The sequence below is a fragment of the Bradyrhizobium sp. genome (assembly GCF_016462955.1).
Lineage (GTDB): Bacteria > Pseudomonadota > Alphaproteobacteria > Rhizobiales > Xanthobacteraceae > Bradyrhizobium.
In genome coordinates, this window is the sequence record NZ_JAEMSD010000002.1 from 35,076 (window position 1) to 57,853 (window position 22,778).

Sequence of the window (22,778 nt, forward strand, 5' to 3'; positions counted from 1 at the left end):
ATACCGTGATGTCCTTCAGCTCTTCCGGAGCGACTTCGAATGGATCGTCTTCCAGCACGGCAAAATCGGCATATTTGCCAGTTTCGATGCTGCCGACGAGATGGTCGAGCTTGAGCGTATAGGCCGATCCGATCGTGATGGCGGCGAGCGCCTGCTGCACGGTGATCGCTTCGGTGGCCTTTCCAAGTTCACGCCCGCCCGATGAGATACGGTTGACTGCGCACCATGCCGTAAACAGGGGATTGAGTGGCGTAATCGGGGCGTCGGTGTGAATTCCGTAGGGAATGCCAAGACGTTGCGCGGTCCCGGTCGCATCGAGCCTGTGGGCGCGTTCCGGGCCCATGGTCTGCTCGTAATGGGCATCGCCCCAATAGTACAGATGGTTGGAAAACAGATTGACGCATACGCCGAGCGCCTTCATCCGCTTGAATTGCGCCGTGTCGGCCATTTGGCAATGCTGCAGCGTATGACGATGGTCGGGGCGGGGGGCGGCGATCTGCGCGGCTTCGATGGCGTCGAGCGCCTGTTCGGTCGCCTCGTCGCCATTGGTGTGGATCTGCAGGTGGAGGCCGGCGCGGTGATACTTCTCGACCGCGACGCGCAAATCGTCCGGAGCGATGTACCACAGCCCGTTGGGCGCCCCGTTGTGGTAGCCCGGCCATCGCAGCCGTGCGGTAAATCCCTGAATCGAGCCGTCCACGATGATCTTGACGATGCCGTAGTGCAGCTTGTCATTGCCGGTCGGGCGAAGCCTGGCCATCTTGGCGATGGCTTCCTCCGGTGTGTGGGAGGCGGACGCCAGGGCCGGGACCAGCCGGATCGAGAAGTCCGGCTGGCGCGCAGCGGCGCGATACAGTTCAATCGTTTCTTCGGACAGATCGCTGTGCAGATCGGTAACGGTCGTGACGCCCTGGTTGCAGGCCGAAGCTTGATAGCGGGCAAGGTCTGCCGCCGAGAAATCCTGCTTGAAGGGATTCGACTTCAGAACGCGAAACGTCCTGAACAATGCAGCAATGCCCTGAAGTTCGCCGGTCGGCTCGCCGTCCTGGCCAAGCGGTACGCCGGACACATTGGTGTTGCGCGAGAAGCCGGCGCATTCGACCATCAGCGAGTTGACGTTGGTGATGTGGAAGCTGGCATGCATGACGAGGACAGGCCGGGTCTTCGAAACCTTGTCGAGGTCATGCCGGCTCAGCTTATTGCCACCGATATGCAGCGGGTCGAAGCCCCAGGCAAACAGGGGCGTCTCTGGATCGGTCAGTTCGGCATCGGCAGCCTGAAGGCGTGCGATGATCGCATCGATTCCGTTCGCCCCAGCGACGATCGCCCCGCTCGGCGCACGGCGATCGAATGCCCCCACATAGGGCATCGACCAGACGATTCCCTCCATGATGTGGCTGTGGCCCTCGACGAAGCCCGGCAGCAGCACCTTGTCCTTGAAACGGTCGTCGATCCTGCCAGCGTGGCTGCCGACTTCTTCGAGACTTCCGACAGCGACGATCCGGCCCTCGCGCACTGCAACATGCGTTGCCTCCGGCCGCGACGGGTTCATTGTCACGATCCTTCGGGCCGAAAAAACAACCGTATCCTGGCTCACTGGACCACCCTCAAGAGTCTGTCACCGAAGCGTGAGGCCTCACGCCGCGCCAGACCAGCGCCAGATCAGGAGCACGAATGGGGCCAGTGCGGCCGGCGGGTTACCCACGCTGGCGCGGCTTTTGCTTTATAATTCCGGTGGATCGGGCAGGAAAAGTGGCTCCAATCCTGTGACACGAGTGGAGCAAGACATGAGTGGTCCAGCAGAGACGGTCAAAACGACACCTGCCGAAGGCCGGCCGGCGTGGTCGGGGATCAGCGATGCGCTGTTCTGGGGGTCGCTGTTCCAGGGATTGGACAGGCGCGGGCCATTCCTGCAACTGCAGATACGCCAACTGATCTGCACCGCCATCGAGGAAGGCCGCTTGTCGCTCGGGGTGCGCATGCCGTCGAGCCGTGAATTGGCGGCCCTGCTGGAAGTGTCGCGCAATACGGTCGTCATTGCCTATGAACAGCTGGTGGACCAGAACTTCCTGGTGTCTCGCGAGCGCAGCGGTTACTTCGTGGCCGGCTTGCCGAAGCATCTTGGTGCCGGCACCGGCGTGCGGCCTGCTCCCGACAGGTCCGACGAGACCAGGTGGACCGCCCGCTATGCCGTCCGGCCGTCCAGCCATCGCAACATTGTCAAGCCGCTCAACTGGCTGGATTTTCCCTATCCGTTCATCTTCGGTCAGTTTGACCCCAGCCTGTTTCCCACCAATGACTGGCGCGAAAGCGCGCGCGCGGCGCTCAGCGTTCCCGAGATCAACAACTGGGCGCGTGACGCCATCGACGAGGACGATCCTGCGCTGATCGAGCAATTGCGTCTGCAGGTGCTGCCGCGCCGCGGTGTGCGTGCACGTCCCGACGAGATCATGATGACCATCGGCGCGCAGCACGCGCTGTATCTGATCGCCAGGCTCTTCACCAAGCCGGGCACGCGCGTCGGCATGGAAAATCCCGGCTATCCCGATGCGCGCAATATCTTCGGTATGCTGACCGACAACATCGTGCCTCTCGCTGTCGACGGCGAGGGTCTGGTGCCAGGCGCGGATTTCGAAGGCTGCGACCTCGCTTATGTCACTGCCGGTCATCAATGCCCGACGACGGTGGCGATGCCGCAGCGGCGCCGTATCGAGCTGCTCCGGAAAGCGCAGGAAAGCGATATCCTGCTCATCGAAGATGATTACGAGAGCGAGCTGGTCTCCGAGGGCGATGCATTGCCGCCTTTGATGAGTATCGATCGCAACGATCGGGTGCTCTATGTTGGCAGCCTGTCCAAGGTTCTCGCGCCTGGTCTGCGGCTGGGCTACGTGGTTGCACCGTCGCCGGTGATTCGCGAACTGCGCGCGCTGCGACGGCTGATGGTGCGGCATCCGCCGTTGAACAACCAGCGTGTTGCTGCCTTGTTTATCGGCCTCGGCCACTACCGCTCGCATTTGCAGCGGGTGTCGCGTGTTCTGCTGGAACGGGCGCGCGTCCTCGACCGGCTGCTGCCGGAACATTTCGTCAATTGCACTTTCGTGCGCGGTGCCGGCAGCACCAGCTATTGGGTGACCTGCCCCGAAGGCTGCGATGCGACGGCACTGGCGGAAGCCGCTCGTGCGGAAGGCGTGGTGATCGAACCGGGCGATGTGTTCTCGATGACCGGCGGTACCCACGTCGGGTGTTTTCGGCTCGGCTTCTCGTCGATCCGGACCGACCGCATCGAGCCGGGGATCGAACGCCTCGGGCGCCTGATCCTCCGTATGTCGTAAGCAACACTATCAGATCAGTTCGCTGATCCCCCGGATTGCGCTGACGAGCGCGATCAGACCGAGGCTGGTGATCGAGACGTGACGATGTATGGCATCCGTGCCTCGCCTGAAGGCCATCTCGCCAAACTGTGTACCGATCCACATCGCCGGCAGGCCGAGCAGTGACAGGCTGATGGTCCGGACCGTGATGAGGCCAACCGCAAAGGCTGCGATTGCCGCGGCTATCGACGTCATCAGGAAGAAGACCAGCAGCGAGGCGCGTGTCGTCGCGCGCGGCAGAGGGACCGACATGTAATAAGCCACGGCTGGCGGTCCGGGCATCGCGGCGAGGCCGTTGAACAGTCCAGATATGAAGCCGGTAGTCGCCGTGACGGGACGCGGTGGTATTGCCGGCAGGGCAAATCCCCTGCCGAGCGCCAGCACGGCGAGCAGCGTAATCGAGCTGATCACCAGCCGCGCCACCGCCGCCGGAATTTCACTCAGGATCAGGGTTCCCAGGGGCGATCCGATGAGCGCTCCGAGCATGAGCCAGCGCAGGGAATGCCAGTCGCATTGCTTCGAGGCGCTGCGGAAATCCAGCAGGCTGCCCAGAAGCTGCAGACCGACGGCGATCGGTACAGCCTGTGCCGGCGACATGAACAGGCTGAGCAAAGGCACGGCCGCTAGCGAGAAGCCGAATCCGGTGAAGCCGCGCAGGATCGCCGCTGCAAAGATCGCCGTGATGGACAGCAGGACCAGGCGGGGCGTCAGCGTCGCGCCGAGATCGCCGATGGCGCTCAACAGATCATGCATGTCGTCGGGCCCGTCGCGCTGCCATGGAACGACCATGGCGGCATTTACCAGCGTAGGGAGGGGCCAGCGCAGAGCAATGCTTGGGCCAGATCGTCTGGCCGGGTGGTTGGCGGAAACTGGCCCTAATCCCGCGACCCGGGCGCTGGCATGCTTGCCGCCATCGTTCGGCTACCCTTGCCGACGTCATGCGCCATAGACCAAAGAGAGTTGTCCATGTCCGATCAGCAGGCCAGACGCCATCAGCTTCTCCTCGCGCTGTTCGAGGCATTCAATCGTCATGACTCTTCCGGGGTGATGGCCTGCATGACCGACGACGTGGTGTTCGATACCGCCGCCGGCGCCGAGATGTACGGCAATCGCATCGTCGGCACCGCCGATGTGAAGGCGGCGTTCGAGAAGGTCTGGGCCGGCATGCCCGACGTCAGCTGGACCTGCACGTCGCACAATGTGTTCGGCGATCGCGGGCTGTCGGAGTGGATCTTCCGCGGGACTGCCGCGAACGGCACGCGTATCGAGGCCGAGGGCTGCGACCTCTTCACGTTCAGCGGCGACAAGCTGTCGCGCAAGAGCGCCTTCCGTAAGGATCGTCCCGCACTTCCGGCCAAGGCGGCGTCATGACGGGCCGAAGCGTCATGCCCTTCGCTCCCTATGACCAGCACTACGATCCCCTGATCTCGCCGGGCCCTGGCACCAATCGCGACTACGCGCCGACCTATTGGGCCGCGACGGCGGGCACGCCGCCCGATGACGATGGCCCGATCTCGGGCGACATCGACGCTGACGTCGCGATCGTCGGCTCGGGCTACACGGGGCTTGCCTGTGCGATCTTCCTGGCGCGCGAATTCGGCATCAAGGCCGTGGTGCTGGAAGCCAATCGCGTTGCGTGGGGCTGCAGCACGCGCAATGGCGGTCAGGGCCAGAACGCGTCAGGCCGGCTGTCGCGTTCTCAGTGGATCGCGCGCTGGGGCCGCGATGTAGCCCTGCGGCTGCATGCGGAAATCCAGGACGGATTTGAGACCTTCGAAGACCTGATCAAGACCGGAAACATCGATTGCGAACCGCAGCGTGGCGGCCATCTCTATCTGGCGCATCGGCAGCGCATGTTCGACGAGATCGCAGCCGAGTCGCAAGTCCAGAACGAGGTGTTCGGCTACAAGACGCGCGTGCTGTCCGCGGAGGACGTGCGCCGCGACTATGTGAATGAAGCCGAATGTGTCGGCGCGGTGCATGAACCGCTGGGCACTGGCGTCCATCCGGCAAAGCTTGCGTTCGGCTATCTGCGCATGGCGCGTGAGCTCGGCGCCAAAGTGCACCCCGGCAGCCCCGTGCTGGAGATCACGACGCGCGACGGCATTCACTATCTGCGCACAGCTGGCGGCACCGTCCGTGCGCGCTCGGTGGGCATCGCGACCGGTGCTTACACGTCGCTCGGCTTGACCCCTGTGCTGCGCGGGCGTTGCATGCCGATCATGTCCAACTCGATCGTGACGCGACCGCTCACCGATGCGGAACTCAAGGCAACGGGCTTCCGCACCACCCAGGTGATCACCGACACACGAACCCTGCGCTATTATTACCGGCGCCTGCCCGACAATCGTATCCAGATCGGCAGCCGCAGTGCGATCACCGGCGCCGACGCCGCGCATCCCCGCCACCTGCAATTGCTGATCGACGGGTTGCACCGCAAGTTTCCAGCGCTGGCCGGCATCGACATCGACTATTCCTGGTGGGGCTGGGTCGATGTCAGCCATGACATGATGCCGCGCATCTTCCGTCCCGATCCCGCACGGTCGCTGTTCTACGCGCTGGGCTATGGTGGCAACGGTGTGTCCTATTCGGCGCAGGCTGGCCGTCGCATGGCCGAGATGATCGGCGGTCGTGCCTTTAAGGGACAGGATCTGCCGATCTTCACCTCGCCGCTGCCGACGCATCCCTTCACGCCATTTCGCCGCATCGGCCAGCGTATGTTATATCGCTGGTACCACGCGCGCGACGAGGCGATCTGAATGATTCGGTGAGCCACCGAGCTTCACCACTTCCCTAGGACACGACCCTTCTGCTTTGTCGGGTGCCTCGCTCTGCGCAAGTCACGTGCTGCAGGTGCAATCTGCCATCCCTTTGAGATCGCCAAGTCTACTCTTTGACAACTGCGAACCGGACGCCTAAAAACGTATGACGAACAATTGTTCGTTAGGCGAACAAGGGCGGATGCATGATGGTTTCACGTGGGCAAGGTGTGCGCGGCGCGAACCAAAGTGTGTCCATCGGCGCGCCCGACACGATCTACACCAATGGCAAGTTTCCTCAAGGTTGATCCGATGTTCGGCGTGGCAAGCGCGGTCGCCGTGCGAGACGGCCGCTTCGTCGCGGTCGGCGAGATCGATGAAATATCTGCACTCGCGGGCCCGAACACGGCCGTTGTTGACTTGAACGGTCGAACCGTCCTTCCGGGCCTCATCGATACCCATGCTCATGTCGAGCAGGCGGGATTGATCAAGTACACGGTGCAGCTGAACGACGTCACCACGGTCGAGCAGGCACTGGCCCGTATCGGGGAACACGCCGGTAGATTGCCTAGGGGAAAATGGGTGCGCGGTGCACAATGGCACCCGGTCTCGCAATTGGCCGAAAAGCGCTTCTTGACCCGCGAGGAGCTCGATCGGGCCGCTCCCCACAATCCCGTGTGCTTGCCGATTGGCCACTTCACTCTCGTCAACTCGGAAGCATTGGCCCTCGCGAGAATAACGAAGGACACGCCTGATCCGGATGGCGGGATCATCCATCGCGACAAATCCACCGGCGAGCCGAGCGGTACATTGGAGGAGGCCGCGGAGGGCCTTGTTCACGACCTTCTGCCCGAATGGTCGGATGAGGATCGCGATGAGCAGGTGAAGTTCGCGATGCGATACTTCAATCAATTTGGGCTGACCTCCGCAATCAGCGCGGCAGTCGATCCCGCAACCTTCCGCGCCCATCAGCGAGTCCGGCAAGCCGGACAGGCGTCTTTGCGCATCAGCGCCATGTACGCGCCGACGGGCGGCCTCAATCCCAGCATGACGATCGAGGAATGGGAGCTGTTCTTCTCCCGCATCGGCGCAGCTTCAGACTTCGGCGACGACTGGTTGAGCTATTCCGGCGTCAAGCTTCAGATCGACGGCGGGATGACATTGCGAACAGCCGCGATGCGGGACGGCTACCCCGACGATCGCGAATACAAAGGGACCATCGTCATCGAGCCATCCAGGTTCAATGCCCTGGTTGCAGCGGCCAATCGCTACGGCTGGCGCGTCGGGGTTCACGCCGTTGGGGACGCCGCCATCGACCGTGTTTTGGACGCCTACGAGCTCGCGGATGCCGAGAGATCGATCGCGGGGAGGCGCTTCATCGTCATCCATGGCAGCCTTATGCGACCAGATCAAATGCTGCGTGCCAGGAAATTGGATGTGCGCGTCGACGCGCAGACCTCGTTCCTCTGGGACAAGGCAGCTGTCGTGGCGAAGTTTCTCGGCAAAGATACCGCCGACCGGGCCTTCCCCATGCGGACCATGATCGACGTCATGGGCTTGAAGTTGATTGGGCAAGGTACCGACTATCCGATCAACCTCCTGAACCCATTCGTCAACATGTATGTCATGGTGACCCGCCGCGACAAGAATGGCGACGTGTATGGAGAAGGCGAACGGATCAGCCGGAAGGAGGCTATCCAGCTCTACACGAGCGCAGCATCTCGATATTCGTTTTCGGAGGACAAAGTCGGATCAATAGAACCGGGCAAATATGCCGATATGGTCGTTCTGTCCGACGATATCATGACGATTCCGGAGGAAAGCATCAAGGACATCACCGTCGTCCAGACCATCGTCGAGGGGCGAACGGTCTACGACGGTGAGGTCATCACATGAACGCCGCCTAAAGACGAGAACGACCTCATGCCGCACTTGGTGATCGAATATTCGGAAGGGGCGCTCGCTCGCGACGATGTAACAGGCTTGATGGAAGCCCTCTTTGAAGCCGCTTGGCGAACGGGGGTCATGAAGGCGGAAGACGTCAAGGTGCGGGCGTGCGTCTACGATGATTTTCTGGTTGCCGGGAAGCGGGACAGCTTCGTCCATCTGTCGGTCTACTTGCTCGAAGGTCGATCGCCCGACCAGAAGGTCGAGCTGAGTACGAGCCTTCGGCGGACGATGACAGAGCGATGCCCGGATGTGGTCAGCATCAGCGTGGATATCCGTGACATGGACCCGGTCGCCTACAAGAAACGGCTAAAGTAACGGGTGCTTGCCAAAAGGCGGCAGCTTCTCAGACGAGCAGGGGCTGCGCGGCGAGGGACATCTCCTTGAGCAGAGGCAGGAAGCGATCGATCATCTCACCGGTCGTGATGCGATCAACATGAGCGCCAATATTTGCGGCCGCAATGACGACGCCATCGTAGCGGCGAATTGGCACCGATATAGACCGAAAGCCCTCTTCGGCTTCCTGATCGACAAGGCTATACCCTTTGGTGCGGTCGGCAATGATCGTGGCAATCACTGCCGATTTGTCGACCAGCGTCGATTGGGTCTGAGGCAGCAATTTCATGCCGTCGACCGTTCTCGTCAGCTCGTCGTTCGCCAGTCTGCCCAGCAGAACGCGTCCCACTGACGTGCAGAAAGCCGGCAGCCGATATCCTATGTCCAGTCCGGTCGAAAATACCCGCGCCGGACTCGAGCGGGCGATAAAAACGACCTCTTCGCCATGCAGGATCGCAAGGGAGCAGACCTCTTTGGCCTTGCTGGCGACCTCGTCCATCAACGGCTGCATCACGGTGTTGATCTGGTTCGACGTCAGATAGGCCGAAGCCAAAAGCAGCACCCTGGGCGTCAGCGAAAACAACCGCTCGTCGCCCACGACAAATCCGGATCTGACGAGGGTCATCAGGATCCGTCGCACTGTCGCCCGCGGGAGATTCACGCTCTTGGACAGGTCGCTGAGTGTCATTGGACGGCGATCGATGCCGAAGGACTGGATCACGCGAAGACCCCGATCCAGGGTCTCGATGAACTCGCTTCCCTCCCGCGCCTTTTCCTCTTCTTCGGTGCGCTTCAGTCTTGGCATTCTATTGGGCGGTCCCTCTCGGTGGCAGTGAGAACCATCACAAATACGCGGGCGAGGCGCCAGCCTTGTCTCCGGCCGTCACCAGGGTTTCTCCGGATAGTGGCGGTCTCTGACAAGCAACGGCGGCTAGCAACTCGAGCTCTTCTTCGGTCGGCTGAGGGACAGAGCTTGTGACGCTGACGCGACGGGGCGCGCGATCGGGGCAGCCGCCGCCGCATTCGCCCTCAACACCGGAAGTACCGTTGCGAACGGCCGCGAGCATCACCGCTCATGTCGTGGTCGAGCAAGACGGATTTTTCGTGTCCTGCTGGACAAATCTCACCTCTGGCATCGGCATCCGCCCTTACGATCGTTCGGTATAAGAACATAAGTTCGTTAATCGGTTTTAGCAATTTCGGCACTCCTTCGATCTCGCCTCGATTGCCTTCGCTGCGGCTACATTGGGCAGGCTTTGCGGAAATATTTTGCTTGCCTGCTCAACACACTGGAGTCATTCTGAAATCTATCGAACGACTGTTCGTCTACCGAACATTTGGGGGTGGCGCAATGAAGCTGACAACGGCGATCATGGGCGTGGTGCTGACATCCAGTGCGGCGTTTGCCCAGCAGCAGGAGGCCAACGCTCCCTCGCTTGCCTTGATCAACGGCAAGATTCTCACCATGGACAATCAGTCAAAGGTTGCGGAGGCACTCGCCATTCGCGACGGAAAAATCCTGGTCGTCGGAGACACGGCGACGATCAAGGCGATGGCTGGCGATCGCACCCGCACGATCGACTTGCAGGGCAAGACTGTCGTTCCCGGGTTGATCGACACACACGCGCATTTCAAGGCCGCCGGCCTATCCGACTACGTCGTGAACATGAGCGGCGCCAAGACTGTTGCGGATGCTCTCGCAAGCATCAGGCAGTTCGTGGCGAAGAAAAAGCCCGGCGAGTGGATCATCGGAAGCGCTTGGCATCCCCCGTCGCAACTTGCGGAAAAGCGTTACCTGACACGGCAGGAAATTGATGGCGTCGCGCCGAACAATCCGGTCTATCTCCGAACCGTTGGCCATTTCTCGATGGCCAATTCGATGGCGCTTGAGAAAGCCGGCGTAACCAAGACCACGCCAAACCCAAGCGGCGGATCGTTTGAGCGCGACAGCGCTGGCGACCTGACCGGCGTTCTGGTCGAGGCGGCGATCGACAAGGTCGAAAAGGCCGTTCCGGAGTGGACAGCGGACGACGAGTTTCGCCAATTCAAGCTCGCGGAAGGTGTGCTGAACTCGTTCGGGATCACCAGCGTCGTAGAAGGGGCCACCTCGCCCAGGGACATCGCGGCCCTGCAGCGCGTGGCCCAGGCCGGTGAAGCAACGCTACGGGTCGGTCTCATGTGGCGCCCCGAGCCCCCCGGCGAGAACGCGGCCTGGGAGGACATCATGCGCGGCAACGGCGCCTCGTCCGGCTTTGGCGATGACTGGCTGAAGTTTGGCGGAATCAAGATCCTCTACGATGGCGGCATGACGCTCAAGACGGCGCTCATGCGCGATGCCTATCCGGACTCGCATAACGACTACCACGGCATTGCCCAGCAATCGCCGGAACGTCTGAAGGAGCTGGTGTCCATTTCCAATCGCTACGATTGGCGCGTGGGTGTCCATGCCGTCGGCGACAAGGGCATCGACCAGGTTCTTGATGCATTCGAAGCAGCCGACAAGGAGAAGTCGATCAAGGATCGTCGTTTCGTCCTGATCCACGGAAGCTTGATCGTGCCCGAGCAAATGGAGCGCGCGAAGCGCCTCGGTGTCAGGGTCGACTTACAGAACGTGTTCATGTGGGACAAGGCGGCCACCGTCGAGCGTTTCCTGGGTGCGGCGGTCGCCAATCGGGCCGTGCCCACGAAAACTCTCATCGAGAAGGTGGGGCTGAACAGCCTCGGCGCCGGCACCGACTTCCCGGTGAACACGATCAATCCCTTCATCAACATGTATGTCATGGTGACCCGCAAGGATCGCGCCGGAGGCGTTTATGGTGCGAACGAGGCCATCAGCCGCGAGCAGGCGCTGCGCCTCTACACCAGCGCGGCATCGCATTATATGTTCGAAGAGAACGAGAAGGGGACGATCGAGGCCGGAAAACTGGCGGACCTGACCGCGTTGTCGGCGGATCCCATGACGGTCCCCGAGGAGCAGATCAAGGACATCAAAGCCGACCTGACGATTGTCGGCGGCAAAATCGTGTTTCAGCGTTAGTCTGCGTCCCGATACCAAGAGGACGCATCTCGAAGCCGGAGAGAGGAGACCCAAGTCATGATGAGCCAAGAGCAGAACGACCTCATTACCCGCGTCGGACCGAAGGCGCCTGCGGGAAAGCTGATGCGGATGTATTGGCAGCCTGCTGCACTCGTCGACGAACTCGCAGAGGGGCGCCCCATCAAGGCCGTCAAGCTTCTCGGTGAGAACTTCGTTCTGTTCAAGGACGAAACGGGGCGCTATGGCCTGCTCGATCGCGACTGCCCGCATCGGGGCGCCGACCTTGCCTTCGGCCGGCTCGAGAACGGCGGCCTGCGCTGCGCCTTTCACGGGTGGCTGTTCGACGCCACGGGGCAGTGTCTCGAGACGCCCGCCGAGCCTGCAAACTCCTCGCTTTGCAAAAACATCAAGCAGCGGTCCTACCCTGTGCTGGAGAAGGGTGGAATTCTGTGGGCGTATTTGGGTGAAGGCGAGCCGCCCGCGTTTCCGGAGATCGACTGCTTCGCGGCACCGGGCGAATACACCTTCGCCTTCAAGGGCTTGATCGAATGCAATTGGCTGCAGGCCCTGGAAGTCGGCATCGACCCGGCTCACGCCTCGTTCCTCCACCGGTTCTTCGAGGATGAGGATACATCGGCGGCCTACGGCAAGCAGTTTCGCGGTGCGTCGGCCGACTCGGAGATGCCCATGACGAAGGTCCTGCGCGAGTACGACCGGCCGATCATCAACGTCGAGCACACCGAATACGGCCTGCGGCTCATCGCCTTGCGCGAGATCGACGAGCAGCGCACCCACGTCCGCGTCACCAACCAGCTGTTTCCGCATGCGTTCGTCATTCCGATGAGCACGGAGATGACGATTACCCAATGGCATGTGCCCGTCGACGACGTGAATTGCTATTGGTATGCGATTTTCACCAGCTATGCCGCGCCCGTCGACAAGGCGAAGATGCGAGCGCAGCGCCTCGAGCTTTACGAGTTGCCGGAATACCGCTCGCGGAAGAACAAGTCGAACGATTACGGCTTCGACCCGCACGAGCAGGCGACCGAGACTTACACCGGCATGGGCGCGGACATCAACGTCCACGACCAGTGGGCCGTCGAGTCCATGGGCGCCATTCAGGACCGGACGCGTGAGCATCTCGGGCAATCCGACAAGGCGATCATTCAGTACCGCCGGCTGCTTCGCCAGGAGATCGAGAAGGTGGCCTCCGGGGGCAAGCCGCTGTTGTTCCTCGACGCTGCCAGCGCGCGCAGCATCCAGGGGCCGGCCACAATGGACGGCATCGGTCCGACGAAGGGGTGGGAAACCTACTGGATGGAAGTGGACGTCAAGCGCCGTCGGGGCGCTCCTTGGGCCGCGCCGGTGCCCGCCGAGCTCGCCAAGAAGGTGCCTCACCTGACCGCCGCCGAATAATGCAAGCCGGCCCAGCTCAGCAAAGGAGATGTCGTTGAGTTTCGTCGAAAAGCACGGTCTCTGGTCGGCCGAACAGAAGGAGGCTGCCATCCGCATGCGGCGGATGGCGGAGGAGCAGGAGCTGCATACGATCCGGCTCTCCTTTCCGGACCAGCACGGCATCTTGCGCGGCAAGGCCCTGGTCGCTTCCGAGGCGCTCTCGTCGATCGAGAGCGGCTGCTCGATAACGACGACGTTGCTCGCGAAAGATACCTCTCATCGCACGGTGTTTCCTGTCTTCACCGCCGGCGGCGGGTTCGGAATGCACGAGATGCAGGGAGGAGGCGACATCATGATGGTCGCCGATCCCACCACCTTCAAGGTTCTCCCCTGGGCGCCAAAAACCGGGTGGGTGCTTTGCGACCTCTACTTCTCGGACGGGCGACCGGTGCCCTTCGCTTCCAGGGGCCTCTACCAATCCGTGCTGGGGCAGCTGAAAGACCGGGGCTATGACTTCAAAGCGGGCCTCGAGGTCGAATGCCACATCTTCAAAGTCGAGAATGCTCGACTGACTCCGGGGGACGCCGGCAGTCCCGGCCAACCGGGTGAGCCTCCGGAGGTCAGCCTGCTGTCGCAGGGCTATCAGTACCTGACGGAGCAACGCTATGACCAGATGGAGCCCGCGCTCGAGCTGATCAGGCAAAACATCGTGGCGCTTGGCTTGCCGCTTCGGTCGATCGAGGTGGAGTACGGGCCGAGTCAGTGCGAGTTCGTGTTTCAGCCCACCGTCGGCATCGAGCCGGCGGACACCATGGTGCTGTTTCGTACGGCCGTGAAGCAGATCTGCAACCGCCACGGCTATCACGCGACCTTCATGTGCCGGCCGCGGATACCGAACGTGATGTCATCGGGATGGCACCTTCATCAATCGCTGGTCTCCCGGAAAGACGGCGCCAACGCGTTCATGACGAGCGAACCGGCCGGTCTGTCGAAACTCGGCAAGCACTACATGGCCGGGCTGCTGGAGCATGCCAGGGCATCCGCGGTCTTCTCGACGCCGACGATCAATGGCTACAAGCGCTACCGTTCCTATTCTCTGGCTCCGGATCGGGCGATCTGGGGGCGCGACAACAGGGGCGTCATGATCCGCATGCTGGGCGGCCCCGACGACAAAGCCACCCGGCTCGAAAACAGGATCGGCGAGCCGGCCGCAAATCCCTATCTGTACATGGCGTCGCAGATTCTGGCAGGCCTCAACGGCATTGATCGCCAGCTCGATCCCGGTCCGTCGGCGGACACCCCCTACGAGACCAAGGCGAATCTCCTCCCGACCTCGTTGCGCGAGGCGGTGTTCGCGTTGCGCGATGACCCCTTCTTCCGCGAGGCCCTGGGAGAGAAATTCGTCGACTACTACGTTTTCATCAAGAACGCGGAAATCGAGCGCTTCCAATCGACGGTCACCGAGTGGGAGCAGCGAGAATATTTCGAGATGTTCTGAAATGGCATCACCGAAGCAGGAGAAGAGAGACATGAGCTTGAGGTTTGGACTTGTTGGGGCCGTCGCGATTGCCACCGCCTGGATGTCGCCGGCGCAGTGCGACACGATCAAGGTGGGGATCATTGGCACCATGTCCGGTCCGTATGCCTTGTTCGGACAGAACTTCAAGTACGGCATTGACGCCTGGGTGGCCAAGAATGGATCGAAAGTCGGCGATCATCAGATCGAGTTCGTCTATCGCGACGAAGAATCGCCGAACCCGGCCAAGTCGAAATCATTGGCTCAGGAGTTGATCGTCAAAGAGAAGGTCCAATACATCGCGGGACTGTACTTCACTCCGGACGCGCTGGCCGTGGCTCCGCTTCTCGAGGAAGCGAAGGTGCCCATGATCGTGATGAACGCGGCGACGTCCGCGATCGTTGAGAAGAGCCCCTACATCGTGCGGACGTCCTTTACGATGTGGCAGAACACGGTCCCCGCCGCGAAGGTGGCCAAGGCGAGAGCGGCCAAGAAGGTGGCGATCGCCGTCAGCGATTACGGCCCGGGCGTCGATGCCGAAGCAGCCTTCAAAAAGACGTTCGAGGCAGATGGAGGCACCATCGTCCAATCGATCAGGATGCCGCTCAATACGACCGATTTCGGCCCAATCATGCAAAGGATCAAGGATTCCGGCGCTGACATGATCTTCACGTTCTTGCCGGCCGGTCCGCCGACCCTGGGGTTCGTCAAGGCCTATATCGACAACGGACTGAAAGCGTCCGGCGTGAAGTTGCTGTCCACCGGTGATGTCGTAACCGAGCCCGATCTTCCGAACATTGGCGACAGCGGCGAAGGCATCCTGTCGACCTACCACTACGCGGTCTCGCACGACTCGCCAGAGAACAAGGCCTTCCTCGCCGATATGATCAAGGCTGGCGCCAAGCCCGACGACATCACCATGGCGTCGGTCGCGGCCTATGACGGTGCTCGGCTCATTTACAAGATGGTTGAGGCCACGAACGGCCAGAAGGATCCGGACAAAGCCCTTGCGGCCGTGAAGGGCATGAAATGGGTCAGCCCGCGCGGACCCGTGTCGATCGACCCGGATACCCGGCATATTCGTCAGAACGTATATCTGCGCGAAGTCGTGAAGCAGGACGGCAAGTTCCTCAACAAGGAATTGCAAACGTTCGACGCGCAGCCGGACTGGGGCCTGGCGAAGAACTAGAGCGAATCGCTCGCGAAGTAGAACCTCGCGAGCGATCGCTTCAACGCGTCGGAGAGGGGCCCGGAATGAGTGGTCGGTTGCAGTCTATTCGCTTCGTCAATGGTCGCATCTATCGTGATGCCAGCGACCGGATTACTCTCCGCGCCGGCAGCGTCGCGGACCTGCTCGCCTTGGAGCAGGACCCGTTCGACCTGTCCGTCGACCAGGGGTCGATCAGGACCTTGATGACGGTGGTCCGCGAGACTATTCGGCATGACGTGTTGGGGTCGCACCATTTCGAAGCCGCGGAAGTATTGAACTAATGGCGTGGACGGGTCTCAGCATCGGGCTGGATGCCCTCTCTTACGGCATGGTGCTTTTCATCATCTCCATCGGGCTTTCCATCATGATGGGCCTGATGAGGGTCGTGAACCTTGCTCATGGCGCATTTGCGATGATCGGGGGATATCTCGCGTCCTTTGCGCTCAAGAACGCAGGAGTTGGATATCCGCTCGCGATTGTCCTGGCGGTCCTCGGCACCATCGCGATCGCCTTTCCGCTTGAGTTTCTTCTCTACCGCCGGATTTATCGCAAGTCCGATGAGCTGACCCAGATACTGCTTACGATCGGCATCGCGTTCGTCATCATCGGCGTTGCCAACTACATTCTTGGCCCGACGACCAAATCCATTCCGCTGCCTCCGCTGCTGAGCGGTCCCGTCGATCTCGGCTTCCGAATGATCCCAGCTCATCGGATCTTCGTGATGATTTGCGGAGTGTGCACCGCGGGCTTGCTCTGGCTGCTGATCGACCGCACCGAGTTCGGGATCCGGCTGCGTGCCGCGGTCGACAACGGTGACATGGCCGAGTCGCTCGGAATCAAAACGCAGATCCTATTCTCTGCGACATTCGCGCTTGCGGTCGGCCTGGCGGCGTTCGGGGGCGTGGTGGGCGCCGAACTGTTGCCCGTCGAACCCTTTTACGCGCTCAGATATATGGTGACTTTCCTCGTCGTCGTCTCGGTCGGCGGGGCCGGATCGATTCCGGGCGCCGTGGCGGCATCGATTTTGCTTGGCCTTGCGGACACGACCGGCAAGTACCTTGCACCGGAATATGGTGAGTTCTTCTTCTATCTTGCGGTCATCCTGGTCGTGTTTCTGTTCCCGAATGGCCTTTTGGGCAGGAGGCATTGACGTGACCGATCGAGCCATCGTCGATGGCATGAGCCCACCTCGTTTTTCCGTGCCGCTCGAGCTGCGCGCTGTCGCAATCACATTGGCGCTCGGGGCGATCGGCTACACGCTTTTTCCGGAGGACCTCGCGTTTCTGACGCGACTGATCAGCATCACGCTTCTGGTGCTGTCGCTCGATCTGGTCACGGGATATTGCGGTGTCGCGACCCTGGGGCATGCGGCGATCTACGGTGTGAGCGCCTACGTCGTGGGTAACGCCTGCCTTGCCGGACATTCCGACCCGCTGCTGTTGTTGCTCGTGGGGGCGATGGCCGGTGCCGTCATGGGGCTGGTCTCAGGCGTCCTCGTCACGAGATTCAAGGGGCTTCCCCAGCTCGTGCTATCCATTGCCGTCGGACAGCTCATCGCGGCGCTGGCCAACAAACTGTCGAGCCTGACGGGCGGAAGCGACGGCTTGTCCGGCATTTCGCCTGGACGACTCTTCGGGGTCTATGCGTTCGACATGTACGGTCGCACCGGCTACGTGTTCTCCGTTGCGGTGCTCATGGTCGTGTTCGTGGTGCTGCTTCGAATCGTGCACTCGCCCTTCGGTCTGCTTTGTCAGGCGATCAAGGATGACAGCCTGAGAGCCCGGATGATCGGTGCCCGCGTGTACCCCCGGCTCGTGCTGATGTATGGCGTATCGGGGGTCGTTGGCGGGATCGGCGGTGCTCTCAATGCCATCAATACAGGCGTCGTGGGACTGGATAGCGTCGGATTTGAGCGGTCGGCTGAGGCTCTCGTCATGCTCGTCCTGGGTGGTGCAGGCAGCCTGTGGGGCGCGCTGATCGGATCCATCGTCTTCCAGGTGTTCGAGCACTATGTCTCGGCTGCGAATCCATTCCATTGGATGACCATGGTCGGTGCGTTGCTGATCGCAGTCGTGCTGTTCGCCCCGAAAGGCCTGGTATCCCTGGGCGGCCTGCTTGCCGGTCGCACCGCCTCGGTGCTGAGGAGGCGCCCGTGAGCCAGCCGCTGCTCGAGCTGCGAAGCGTTTCGATGTCCTTCGGAGGAATGCGGGTCAACGACGATATTTCCTTCAGGATCGGGAAGGGAGAGAGGGTCGCGTTGATTGGCCCCAACGGGGCGGGCAAGACCACGCTCGTCAACGTCATCTCCGGTGACTTGACCCCTTCACAGGGCGCGGTGCACCTCGCCGGGGTTGATGTGACCGCGCTATCGATCTCCGATCGCGTCGATGCCGGCTTGATCCGGACATTTCAGATTACGAGGCTGTTCAAGAGCCTGACAGTCGCGCAGAACGTCGCGCTTGCCGTGATGCAACGAAAGGGGCTCACGAGAAACATGTTTTCCTCCCCGATGGATCGACCGGACGTTCGCCGGGAGTGGGAACGGGCCCTTGGAACGCTCGGTATCGGCCATCTGGCCGACAAGCAGGTCTCGCAACTGGCATACGGTCAGCAGCGCCTGCTTGACCTGGCAATCGGGCTTGCTCTCGAGCCGAAGGTTCTGCTCCTGGATGAGCCCGCGGCAGGGGTGCCGTCAGAGGAGTCCTCCAAGATCATCGAGGCGATCGACAAATTGCCATCTGATATCGCGGTCTTGATGATCGAACATGACATGGACCTGGTCTTCAAATTTGCCCGCCGTGTGCTCGTTCTCGCCAACGGAAAGCTGATCTTCCAGGGTAGTCCGGCAGAAGTCACGCACCATCAGGAAGTCCGTCGAGCTTATCTAGGTAGCTACGCCGATGCCCGCCACGCGTCTTGAAGTCAAAGGCCTCAGTGCCGGGTATGGCCCCACCCGCGTCATCGATCACATGTCTTTCGAGGTCTTGCCCGGAGGTCGTCTCAGCATCCTTGGTCGAAACGGAGTCGGCAAGACGACCTTGCTCGCATCGCTGATGGGGCTGACGACCCATCATGGTGGAAGAGTATTCCTGGGCGAAGCAGATCTCACGGATTCCAGGGCATCGACACGTGCTCGACGAGGTCTCGGCTACGTACCGCAGACACGTGACATTTTTCGGTCGCTGACTGTGGAAGAAAACCTGGTCGCAGGTCTCAAGGATCGAGGTCGAGAGGCGCTCGACGAGATCTACGTGATGTTCCCGAGGCTGGCCGAACGCCGGCGCCATTTCGGGACGCAATTATCGGGCGGCGAGCAGCAGATGCTCTCGCTCGCCAGGACGCTGCTCGGAAGGCCTTCAGTTCTCCTCCTGGATGAACCACTCGAGGGGCTCGCGCCGGTGATCTGCGATCAGATCATGGAGATCATCACCGCGCTGGCGAGTTCTGGCGAGATGACCATCGTCTTGGTCGAGCAGCAGATCGAACGAGCGCTGCGCTTTGCGGATCATGTCATGGTGGTTGAGCGGGGCAAGGCGGTCTGGAGCGGGGAGTGCTCGCAGCTACGCGACGCTCCTGAGATGGTCGACCGCCTGCTCGGTGTTGGGGTGCACTGAGGCTTGCGGCCTTGGTTGTCATCGAGACAATGGGCAAGCTCTTATCAAGTTATTCGAAGCGCTTGTCGTTGAATGTACCCGCGTTGCGCTCGCAAGTTCACCCACCACCGCGTGCCGCGCGTTGGCGCAGCAGCTTGGCGAACGCCTCCGCGGGCGGTGAGAGCACGAGCCCGCGCCGTTGATATATATAGTAGCGGCGGCGAATTTCCGGAGCGCGCAGCTTGATGAAACGCACGTCGAAATTCGGCGCGAATAGCCGACCGTAATCGGGAACGGCCGCCAGGCCGGTACCGACGCCCACCAATGCCAAAGCGGTGGTCAGATATTTGACCTCGACGGCGGTCTGCATGGAGAGCGAGCTGTCGTGCGCATGCAATAGGCTCTCCAGGTGCCGGTTGAACTCACTGGAATAAATGACCCAGCGCTCGTCGCGGAGCTTCTTCCACGAGACGGCGCGTTGCTGCGCCAGCGGGTGCTGCGCTGAGCAGACCACTCGGATCGGAACATCCATCAGGAACGTGCTGGTGACATCCTCGCCGGTGGCACGCTCCGGGCCAACGCCGAGTTCAGCCTCGCCACGTCGCACCGTGCCCACCACTTCGTCCGCCATCGCGTCGGTCACGCGCAGGCCGACATCCGGATGGGCTTGCTCGAACTCGCCCAGGACTGCCGCGACCCATGTGCACGCCAGCATCTGCGGCGCTACCACGCGCAACAAGCCGGTGCGAAGGGAGCGAAGGTCCGAAGCGCCCTCCGCGATCTGTCGCACGTCATCCAGGATGCGGCGCGCCAGGGGGAGCAGTTGCTGGCCGGCCGCCGTCAACAATACGACCGCGCCGCGGTCGAACAGTTTCAGCCCCAGCGTCTCCTCGAGTTGCTGAACCAGCATGCTGACCGCCGACTGCGTCAGGTTGATCTGTCTCGCCGCCGACGTGAAGCTGCCCGCCCGGGCGACCGCGGCAAAGGCGCGCATCTGGCGCAGGCTGAGAGTGGAGAGAACGGCGGGCCGCATCACATATCCTCGCTCGAACGGATCGAATATCAGGAAACCTGATGATGATATTAAAAGAATTGGCTTGTGTGATAGGGGAATTATTTTTCAGAATTCCCGCATGCACATTGTCGTCATCGGAACGGGAATCGTCGGCGCTTGCACTGGGGCGTGGCTGCAGCGCGACGGACACGCGGTGACCTTCGTCGACCCGCTCGACGCGGGCGAGGCCTGCTCCTTCGGCAATGCCGGCTCGCTCTCGCCCAGCGCCTGCCTGCCGGTCGGCATGCCTGGCATGTGGAAGAAAGTCCCGCGCTGGCTGCTGGACCCATTGGGACCGCTGACGGTGCGTTGGCCCTATGCCCCGCTTGTGGCGCCATGGCTGCTGCGCATGCTGCATCATTCGTCACGCGAAGAGGTGACACGCATCGCCACCGCGCTGCGTTCGCTGCTGGCGCCGATCTTCGACTGCTATGATCCGCTGCTCGCCCATGCCGATGCGCGGGAGTTGGTGCGGCGGAGCGGTTGCCTGTACGTTTTTTCCTCTCGCGAGACGGCGGCGCAGTGGGCCTGGGGCATGAATCTGCGGCGATCGCTGGGCGTGCGGATGCAGGACGTGGAGCAGGACGAGCTGGAAAGTCTCGAGCCCGACCTGAAGGGACGTTTCCGGTTCGGCATTCTGGCGCCCGATAACGGCTCCACGTCCGATCCATCTGCCCTCGTCAAGGCGATCTACAATCGCTGCATCGGCGACGGCGCGCGTCACGTCCGCGACCGCGTCCGTGGTTTCGAGCGGCAGGGCCGGCGCGTCACGGCCGTGCTGTTGGAGCAGGGCGAGCCGCTGGCAGCGGACGGCGTGGTGGTGGCAGCTGGGGCCTGGTCGGGCGCATTGGCGACACAGCTCGACAGCCCGGTGATGCTGGAGACGCAGCGCGGTTACCACGTCACGGTGCAGAGCTCGAACCTGGCCCTGCGCCACACCGTGATGGCGGTGGAGCACAATCTGATGGTCAACCCGATGGCCATGGGTCTGCGGCTGGCCGGTACGGTGGAATTCGCCGGCTTGAAGGCGCCACCCAACATGGCCCGTGCCGATGCCCTGCTTCGTCAGGGACAGCAATTGTTCCCGCACCTGGACACATCGTCCTTCACGCGCTGGATGGGTCATCGTCCCTGTCTACCCGACAGTCTTCCCGTGGTGGGTCCGGTCCGCGCGGCCGACAACGCCTGGCTCGCCTTCGGCCATGGCCATATGGGCATGTGCATGGGCGCGGCGACCGGCCGCGAGATCGCGCATCTGGTGGCCGGACGACCGACGCAGGTGGACCTGACTCCGTTTTCGCCGGAGCGCTTCCGTTGAGCGCGTCCTGGTCACTCGCCGTGGACATGGGTGGCACCTTCATCGATGCGGTGGCCTTGCGGAGCGACGGACGCGTTGCATCGCTCAAACATCCACGCGCCGGACGCCGGCTGGCCGAGCCGGTCGTCGAGGCACTCGATCGGTTGTGCGCGCAGGAGGGGATCGGGGCAGGTGACGTCGGCCGCGTCGTGCACGGCTCGACGGTCATCACCAATCTGCTGCTAGAGCTGAACGAGCCGCCGGTGGCCCTTGTCCTGACGCGCGGCATGCGCGACGTGCCGGTCCTGGCACGCCAGGACCGCAAGGAGCTGTATGAACCGGTGATCATGCCGTCCGTGCCTGAAGCAAAGCTATTTCCGGAGCCGCTGCGTTTCGAGATCGGCGGGCGCATCGATGCCGAGGGGCGTGAGGTGGAGCCACTCGACCTGTCGGCCGTTGACGCCATCGCGGATGCAGTGAGCGCTGCCGGCGTACACGCGCTGGCGGTCGGTCTGTTGTTCTCGCACCGCAATCCGACCCATGAGCGCGCACTGCGTGCGGCGCTGCATGCGCGTCTTCCGAGCTTGCACATTTCACTGTCCAGCGAAGTCGATCCGCAAGTGCGGGAATTCGAGCGCTGGCTGACGACGGCCCTGGACGCCTATGCCAAACCGCTGGCAGCGAATTATCTGCACGCGCTGGCCGACGCATTGAAGATACGTGGCTTGCCGCCGCTGCGCCTGATGCGATCGGCCGGCGGCACTGCGCCCTGGCATGATCTCGCCAAGCAGCCGATCGGCCTTGCCATGTCCGGTCCCTGCGCGGCGCTGCAGGGCGTGGCCGCCGGCCTCGCGGCCTCTGGCCCTGCGATCGTTCTGGATATCGGAGGCACCAGCGCCGACATCAGCATTCTGCTCGACGGCAGGCCGACTTTTACCGATGTGCTGGAATGCGGCGGCTTGCCCATCCGTCAGCGCTGCGCAGACATCGCTTCCATTGGCATCGGGGGCGGCAGCGTGGTGTCGGTGTTGCCGGGTGGCGCGCTTCGCCTGGGGCCGCGCTCGCAAGGCGCCTGGCCAGGGCCGGCCGCCTTTGGTCTCGGCGGTGACTTGCCGACGCTGAGCGATGCGCTATGCGTCCTGGACCGCTTGCCGCCCCGGCTGGCCGGCGGGATCGTGCTGGACCGCGACGCCGCGGAGGCCGCGCTTGGCGACGTGGCCGGCGCGCTTGGCTTGTCGGTGCTTCGAACCGCTGAAGCCGTCG

The 22,778-nt window shown here is 62.2% G+C and carries 20 protein-coding genes; 16 read left to right on the forward strand and 4 right to left on the reverse strand.

Annotated features, from left to right (window positions below):
• A partial coding sequence (locus JHD07_RS00525) for an amidohydrolase (protein WP_291617877.1) occupies positions 1 to 1,597 on the reverse strand: 1,597 nt, incomplete at its 3' end.
• A gap of 190 nt (positions 1,598 to 1,787) precedes the next feature.
• On the opposite strand from JHD07_RS00525, the gene JHD07_RS00530 reads away from it, so the two are divergent.
• Positions 1,788 to 3,332 carry a PLP-dependent aminotransferase family protein gene (locus JHD07_RS00530; protein WP_291617879.1) on the forward strand — a complete coding sequence of 515 codons (1,545 nt, stop codon included), beginning with the start codon at positions 1,788 to 1,790 and terminating at the stop codon, positions 3,330 to 3,332.
• 9 nt (positions 3,333 to 3,341) lie between these two features.
• Here JHD07_RS00530 and JHD07_RS00535 read toward each other — a convergent pair whose 3' ends face one another.
• Positions 3,342 to 4,160, reverse strand: coding sequence for a sulfite exporter TauE/SafE family protein (locus JHD07_RS00535; RefSeq protein WP_291617881.1), 819 nt, complete (start codon positions 4,158 to 4,160; stop codon positions 3,342 to 3,344).
• Between the two features lie 177 nt (positions 4,161 to 4,337).
• Here JHD07_RS00535 and JHD07_RS00540 point away from each other — a divergent pair, with 177 nt between their 5' ends.
• The 4 genes from JHD07_RS00540 (at position 4,338) to JHD07_RS00555 (ending at position 8,395) form a co-directional block, all read left to right on the forward strand.
• Positions 4,338 to 4,742: a nuclear transport factor 2 family protein gene (locus JHD07_RS00540; protein WP_291617883.1), complete on the forward strand. Its 405-nt coding sequence runs from the start codon at positions 4,338 to 4,340 to the stop codon at positions 4,740 to 4,742.
• The gene (locus tag JHD07_RS00545; protein ID WP_291617885.1) at positions 4,739 to 6,130 is read left to right on the forward strand and encodes an FAD-binding oxidoreductase; all 1,392 of its coding nucleotides are present in this window, start codon (positions 4,739 to 4,741) and stop codon (positions 6,128 to 6,130) included. The genes JHD07_RS00540 and JHD07_RS00545 overlap by 4 nt, the downstream gene beginning before the upstream one ends.
• Positions 6,131 to 6,415: 285 nt before the next feature.
• Positions 6,416 to 8,026 (forward strand): amidohydrolase, encoded by a 1,611-nt coding sequence (locus JHD07_RS00550; protein ID WP_291617887.1) that lies wholly within the window; start codon positions 6,416 to 6,418, stop codon positions 8,024 to 8,026.
• Positions 8,027 to 8,053: 27 nt separating this feature from the next.
• A complete protein-coding gene (locus JHD07_RS00555) occupies positions 8,054 to 8,395 on the forward strand; it encodes a 5-carboxymethyl-2-hydroxymuconate Delta-isomerase (RefSeq protein WP_291617889.1) in 342 nt (113 codons plus the stop codon).
• A 28-nt stretch (positions 8,396 to 8,423) separates the two neighbouring features.
• On the opposite strand, the gene JHD07_RS00560 is transcribed toward JHD07_RS00555, so the two are convergent.
• Complete coding sequence (locus JHD07_RS00560; protein WP_291617891.1) at positions 8,424 to 9,218, reverse strand: IclR family transcriptional regulator C-terminal domain-containing protein; 795 nt, start codon at positions 9,216 to 9,218, stop codon at positions 8,424 to 8,426.
• A gap of 420 nt (positions 9,219 to 9,638) precedes the next feature.
• Here JHD07_RS00560 and JHD07_RS00565 point away from each other — a divergent pair, with 420 nt between their 5' ends.
• From JHD07_RS00565 to JHD07_RS00605, 9 genes are all read left to right on the forward strand, one after another.
• Positions 9,639 to 11,450, forward strand: a complete 1,812-nt coding sequence (locus JHD07_RS00565; protein ID WP_291617893.1) for an amidohydrolase — start codon at positions 9,639 to 9,641, stop codon at positions 11,448 to 11,450.
• 57 nt (positions 11,451 to 11,507) lie between these two features.
• The gene (locus JHD07_RS00570) at positions 11,508 to 12,866 is read left to right on the forward strand and encodes an aromatic ring-hydroxylating dioxygenase subunit alpha (RefSeq protein WP_197968430.1); all 1,359 of its coding nucleotides are present in this window, start codon (positions 11,508 to 11,510) and stop codon (positions 12,864 to 12,866) included.
• Between the two features lie 34 nt (positions 12,867 to 12,900).
• Complete coding sequence (locus tag JHD07_RS00575) at positions 12,901 to 14,343, forward strand: glutamine synthetase (RefSeq protein WP_291617898.1); 1,443 nt, start codon at positions 12,901 to 12,903, stop codon at positions 14,341 to 14,343.
• A gap of 82 nt (positions 14,344 to 14,425) precedes the next feature.
• The gene (locus JHD07_RS00580; protein WP_291617926.1) at positions 14,426 to 15,550 is read left to right on the forward strand and encodes an ABC transporter substrate-binding protein; all 1,125 of its coding nucleotides are present in this window, start codon (positions 14,426 to 14,428) and stop codon (positions 15,548 to 15,550) included.
• Between the two features lie 65 nt (positions 15,551 to 15,615).
• Positions 15,616 to 15,852, forward strand: a complete 237-nt coding sequence (locus JHD07_RS00585; RefSeq protein ID WP_291617900.1) for a hypothetical protein — start codon at positions 15,616 to 15,618, stop codon at positions 15,850 to 15,852.
• Positions 15,852 to 16,721 (forward strand): branched-chain amino acid ABC transporter permease, encoded by an 870-nt coding sequence (locus JHD07_RS00590; RefSeq protein ID WP_109144605.1) that lies wholly within the window; start codon positions 15,852 to 15,854, stop codon positions 16,719 to 16,721. The genes JHD07_RS00585 and JHD07_RS00590 overlap by 1 nt, the downstream gene beginning before the upstream one ends.
• Positions 16,722 to 16,749: 28 nt before the next feature.
• Positions 16,750 to 17,727 (forward strand): branched-chain amino acid ABC transporter permease, encoded by a 978-nt coding sequence (locus JHD07_RS00595; RefSeq protein WP_291617929.1) that lies wholly within the window; start codon positions 16,750 to 16,752, stop codon positions 17,725 to 17,727.
• 32 nt (positions 17,728 to 17,759) lie between these two features.
• Positions 17,760 to 18,491, forward strand: coding sequence for an ABC transporter ATP-binding protein (locus JHD07_RS00600; RefSeq protein ID WP_291617930.1), 732 nt, complete (start codon positions 17,760 to 17,762; stop codon positions 18,489 to 18,491).
• Positions 18,472 to 19,185 (forward strand): ABC transporter ATP-binding protein, encoded by a 714-nt coding sequence (locus JHD07_RS00605; protein ID WP_291617908.1) that lies wholly within the window; start codon positions 18,472 to 18,474, stop codon positions 19,183 to 19,185. Before JHD07_RS00600 ends, JHD07_RS00605 begins: the two co-directional genes overlap by 20 nt.
• A 97-nt stretch (positions 19,186 to 19,282) precedes the next feature.
• On the opposite strand, the gene JHD07_RS00610 is transcribed toward JHD07_RS00605, so the two are convergent.
• Positions 19,283 to 20,197, reverse strand: a complete 915-nt coding sequence (locus JHD07_RS00610) for a LysR family transcriptional regulator (RefSeq protein WP_291617910.1) — start codon at positions 20,195 to 20,197, stop codon at positions 19,283 to 19,285.
• Between the two features lie 100 nt (positions 20,198 to 20,297).
• Here JHD07_RS00610 and JHD07_RS00615 point away from each other — a divergent pair, with 100 nt between their 5' ends.
• Both JHD07_RS00615 and JHD07_RS00620 read left to right on the forward strand, forming a co-directional pair.
• Positions 20,298 to 21,536: an FAD-dependent oxidoreductase gene (locus JHD07_RS00615; RefSeq protein ID WP_291617912.1), complete on the forward strand. Its 1,239-nt coding sequence runs from the start codon at positions 20,298 to 20,300 to the stop codon at positions 21,534 to 21,536.
• Positions 21,533 to 22,778, forward strand: a 1,246-nt coding sequence (locus JHD07_RS00620) for a hydantoinase/oxoprolinase family protein (protein ID WP_291617914.1), incomplete at its 3' end; no start/stop codon positions are given. The genes JHD07_RS00615 and JHD07_RS00620, both read left to right, overlap by 4 nt.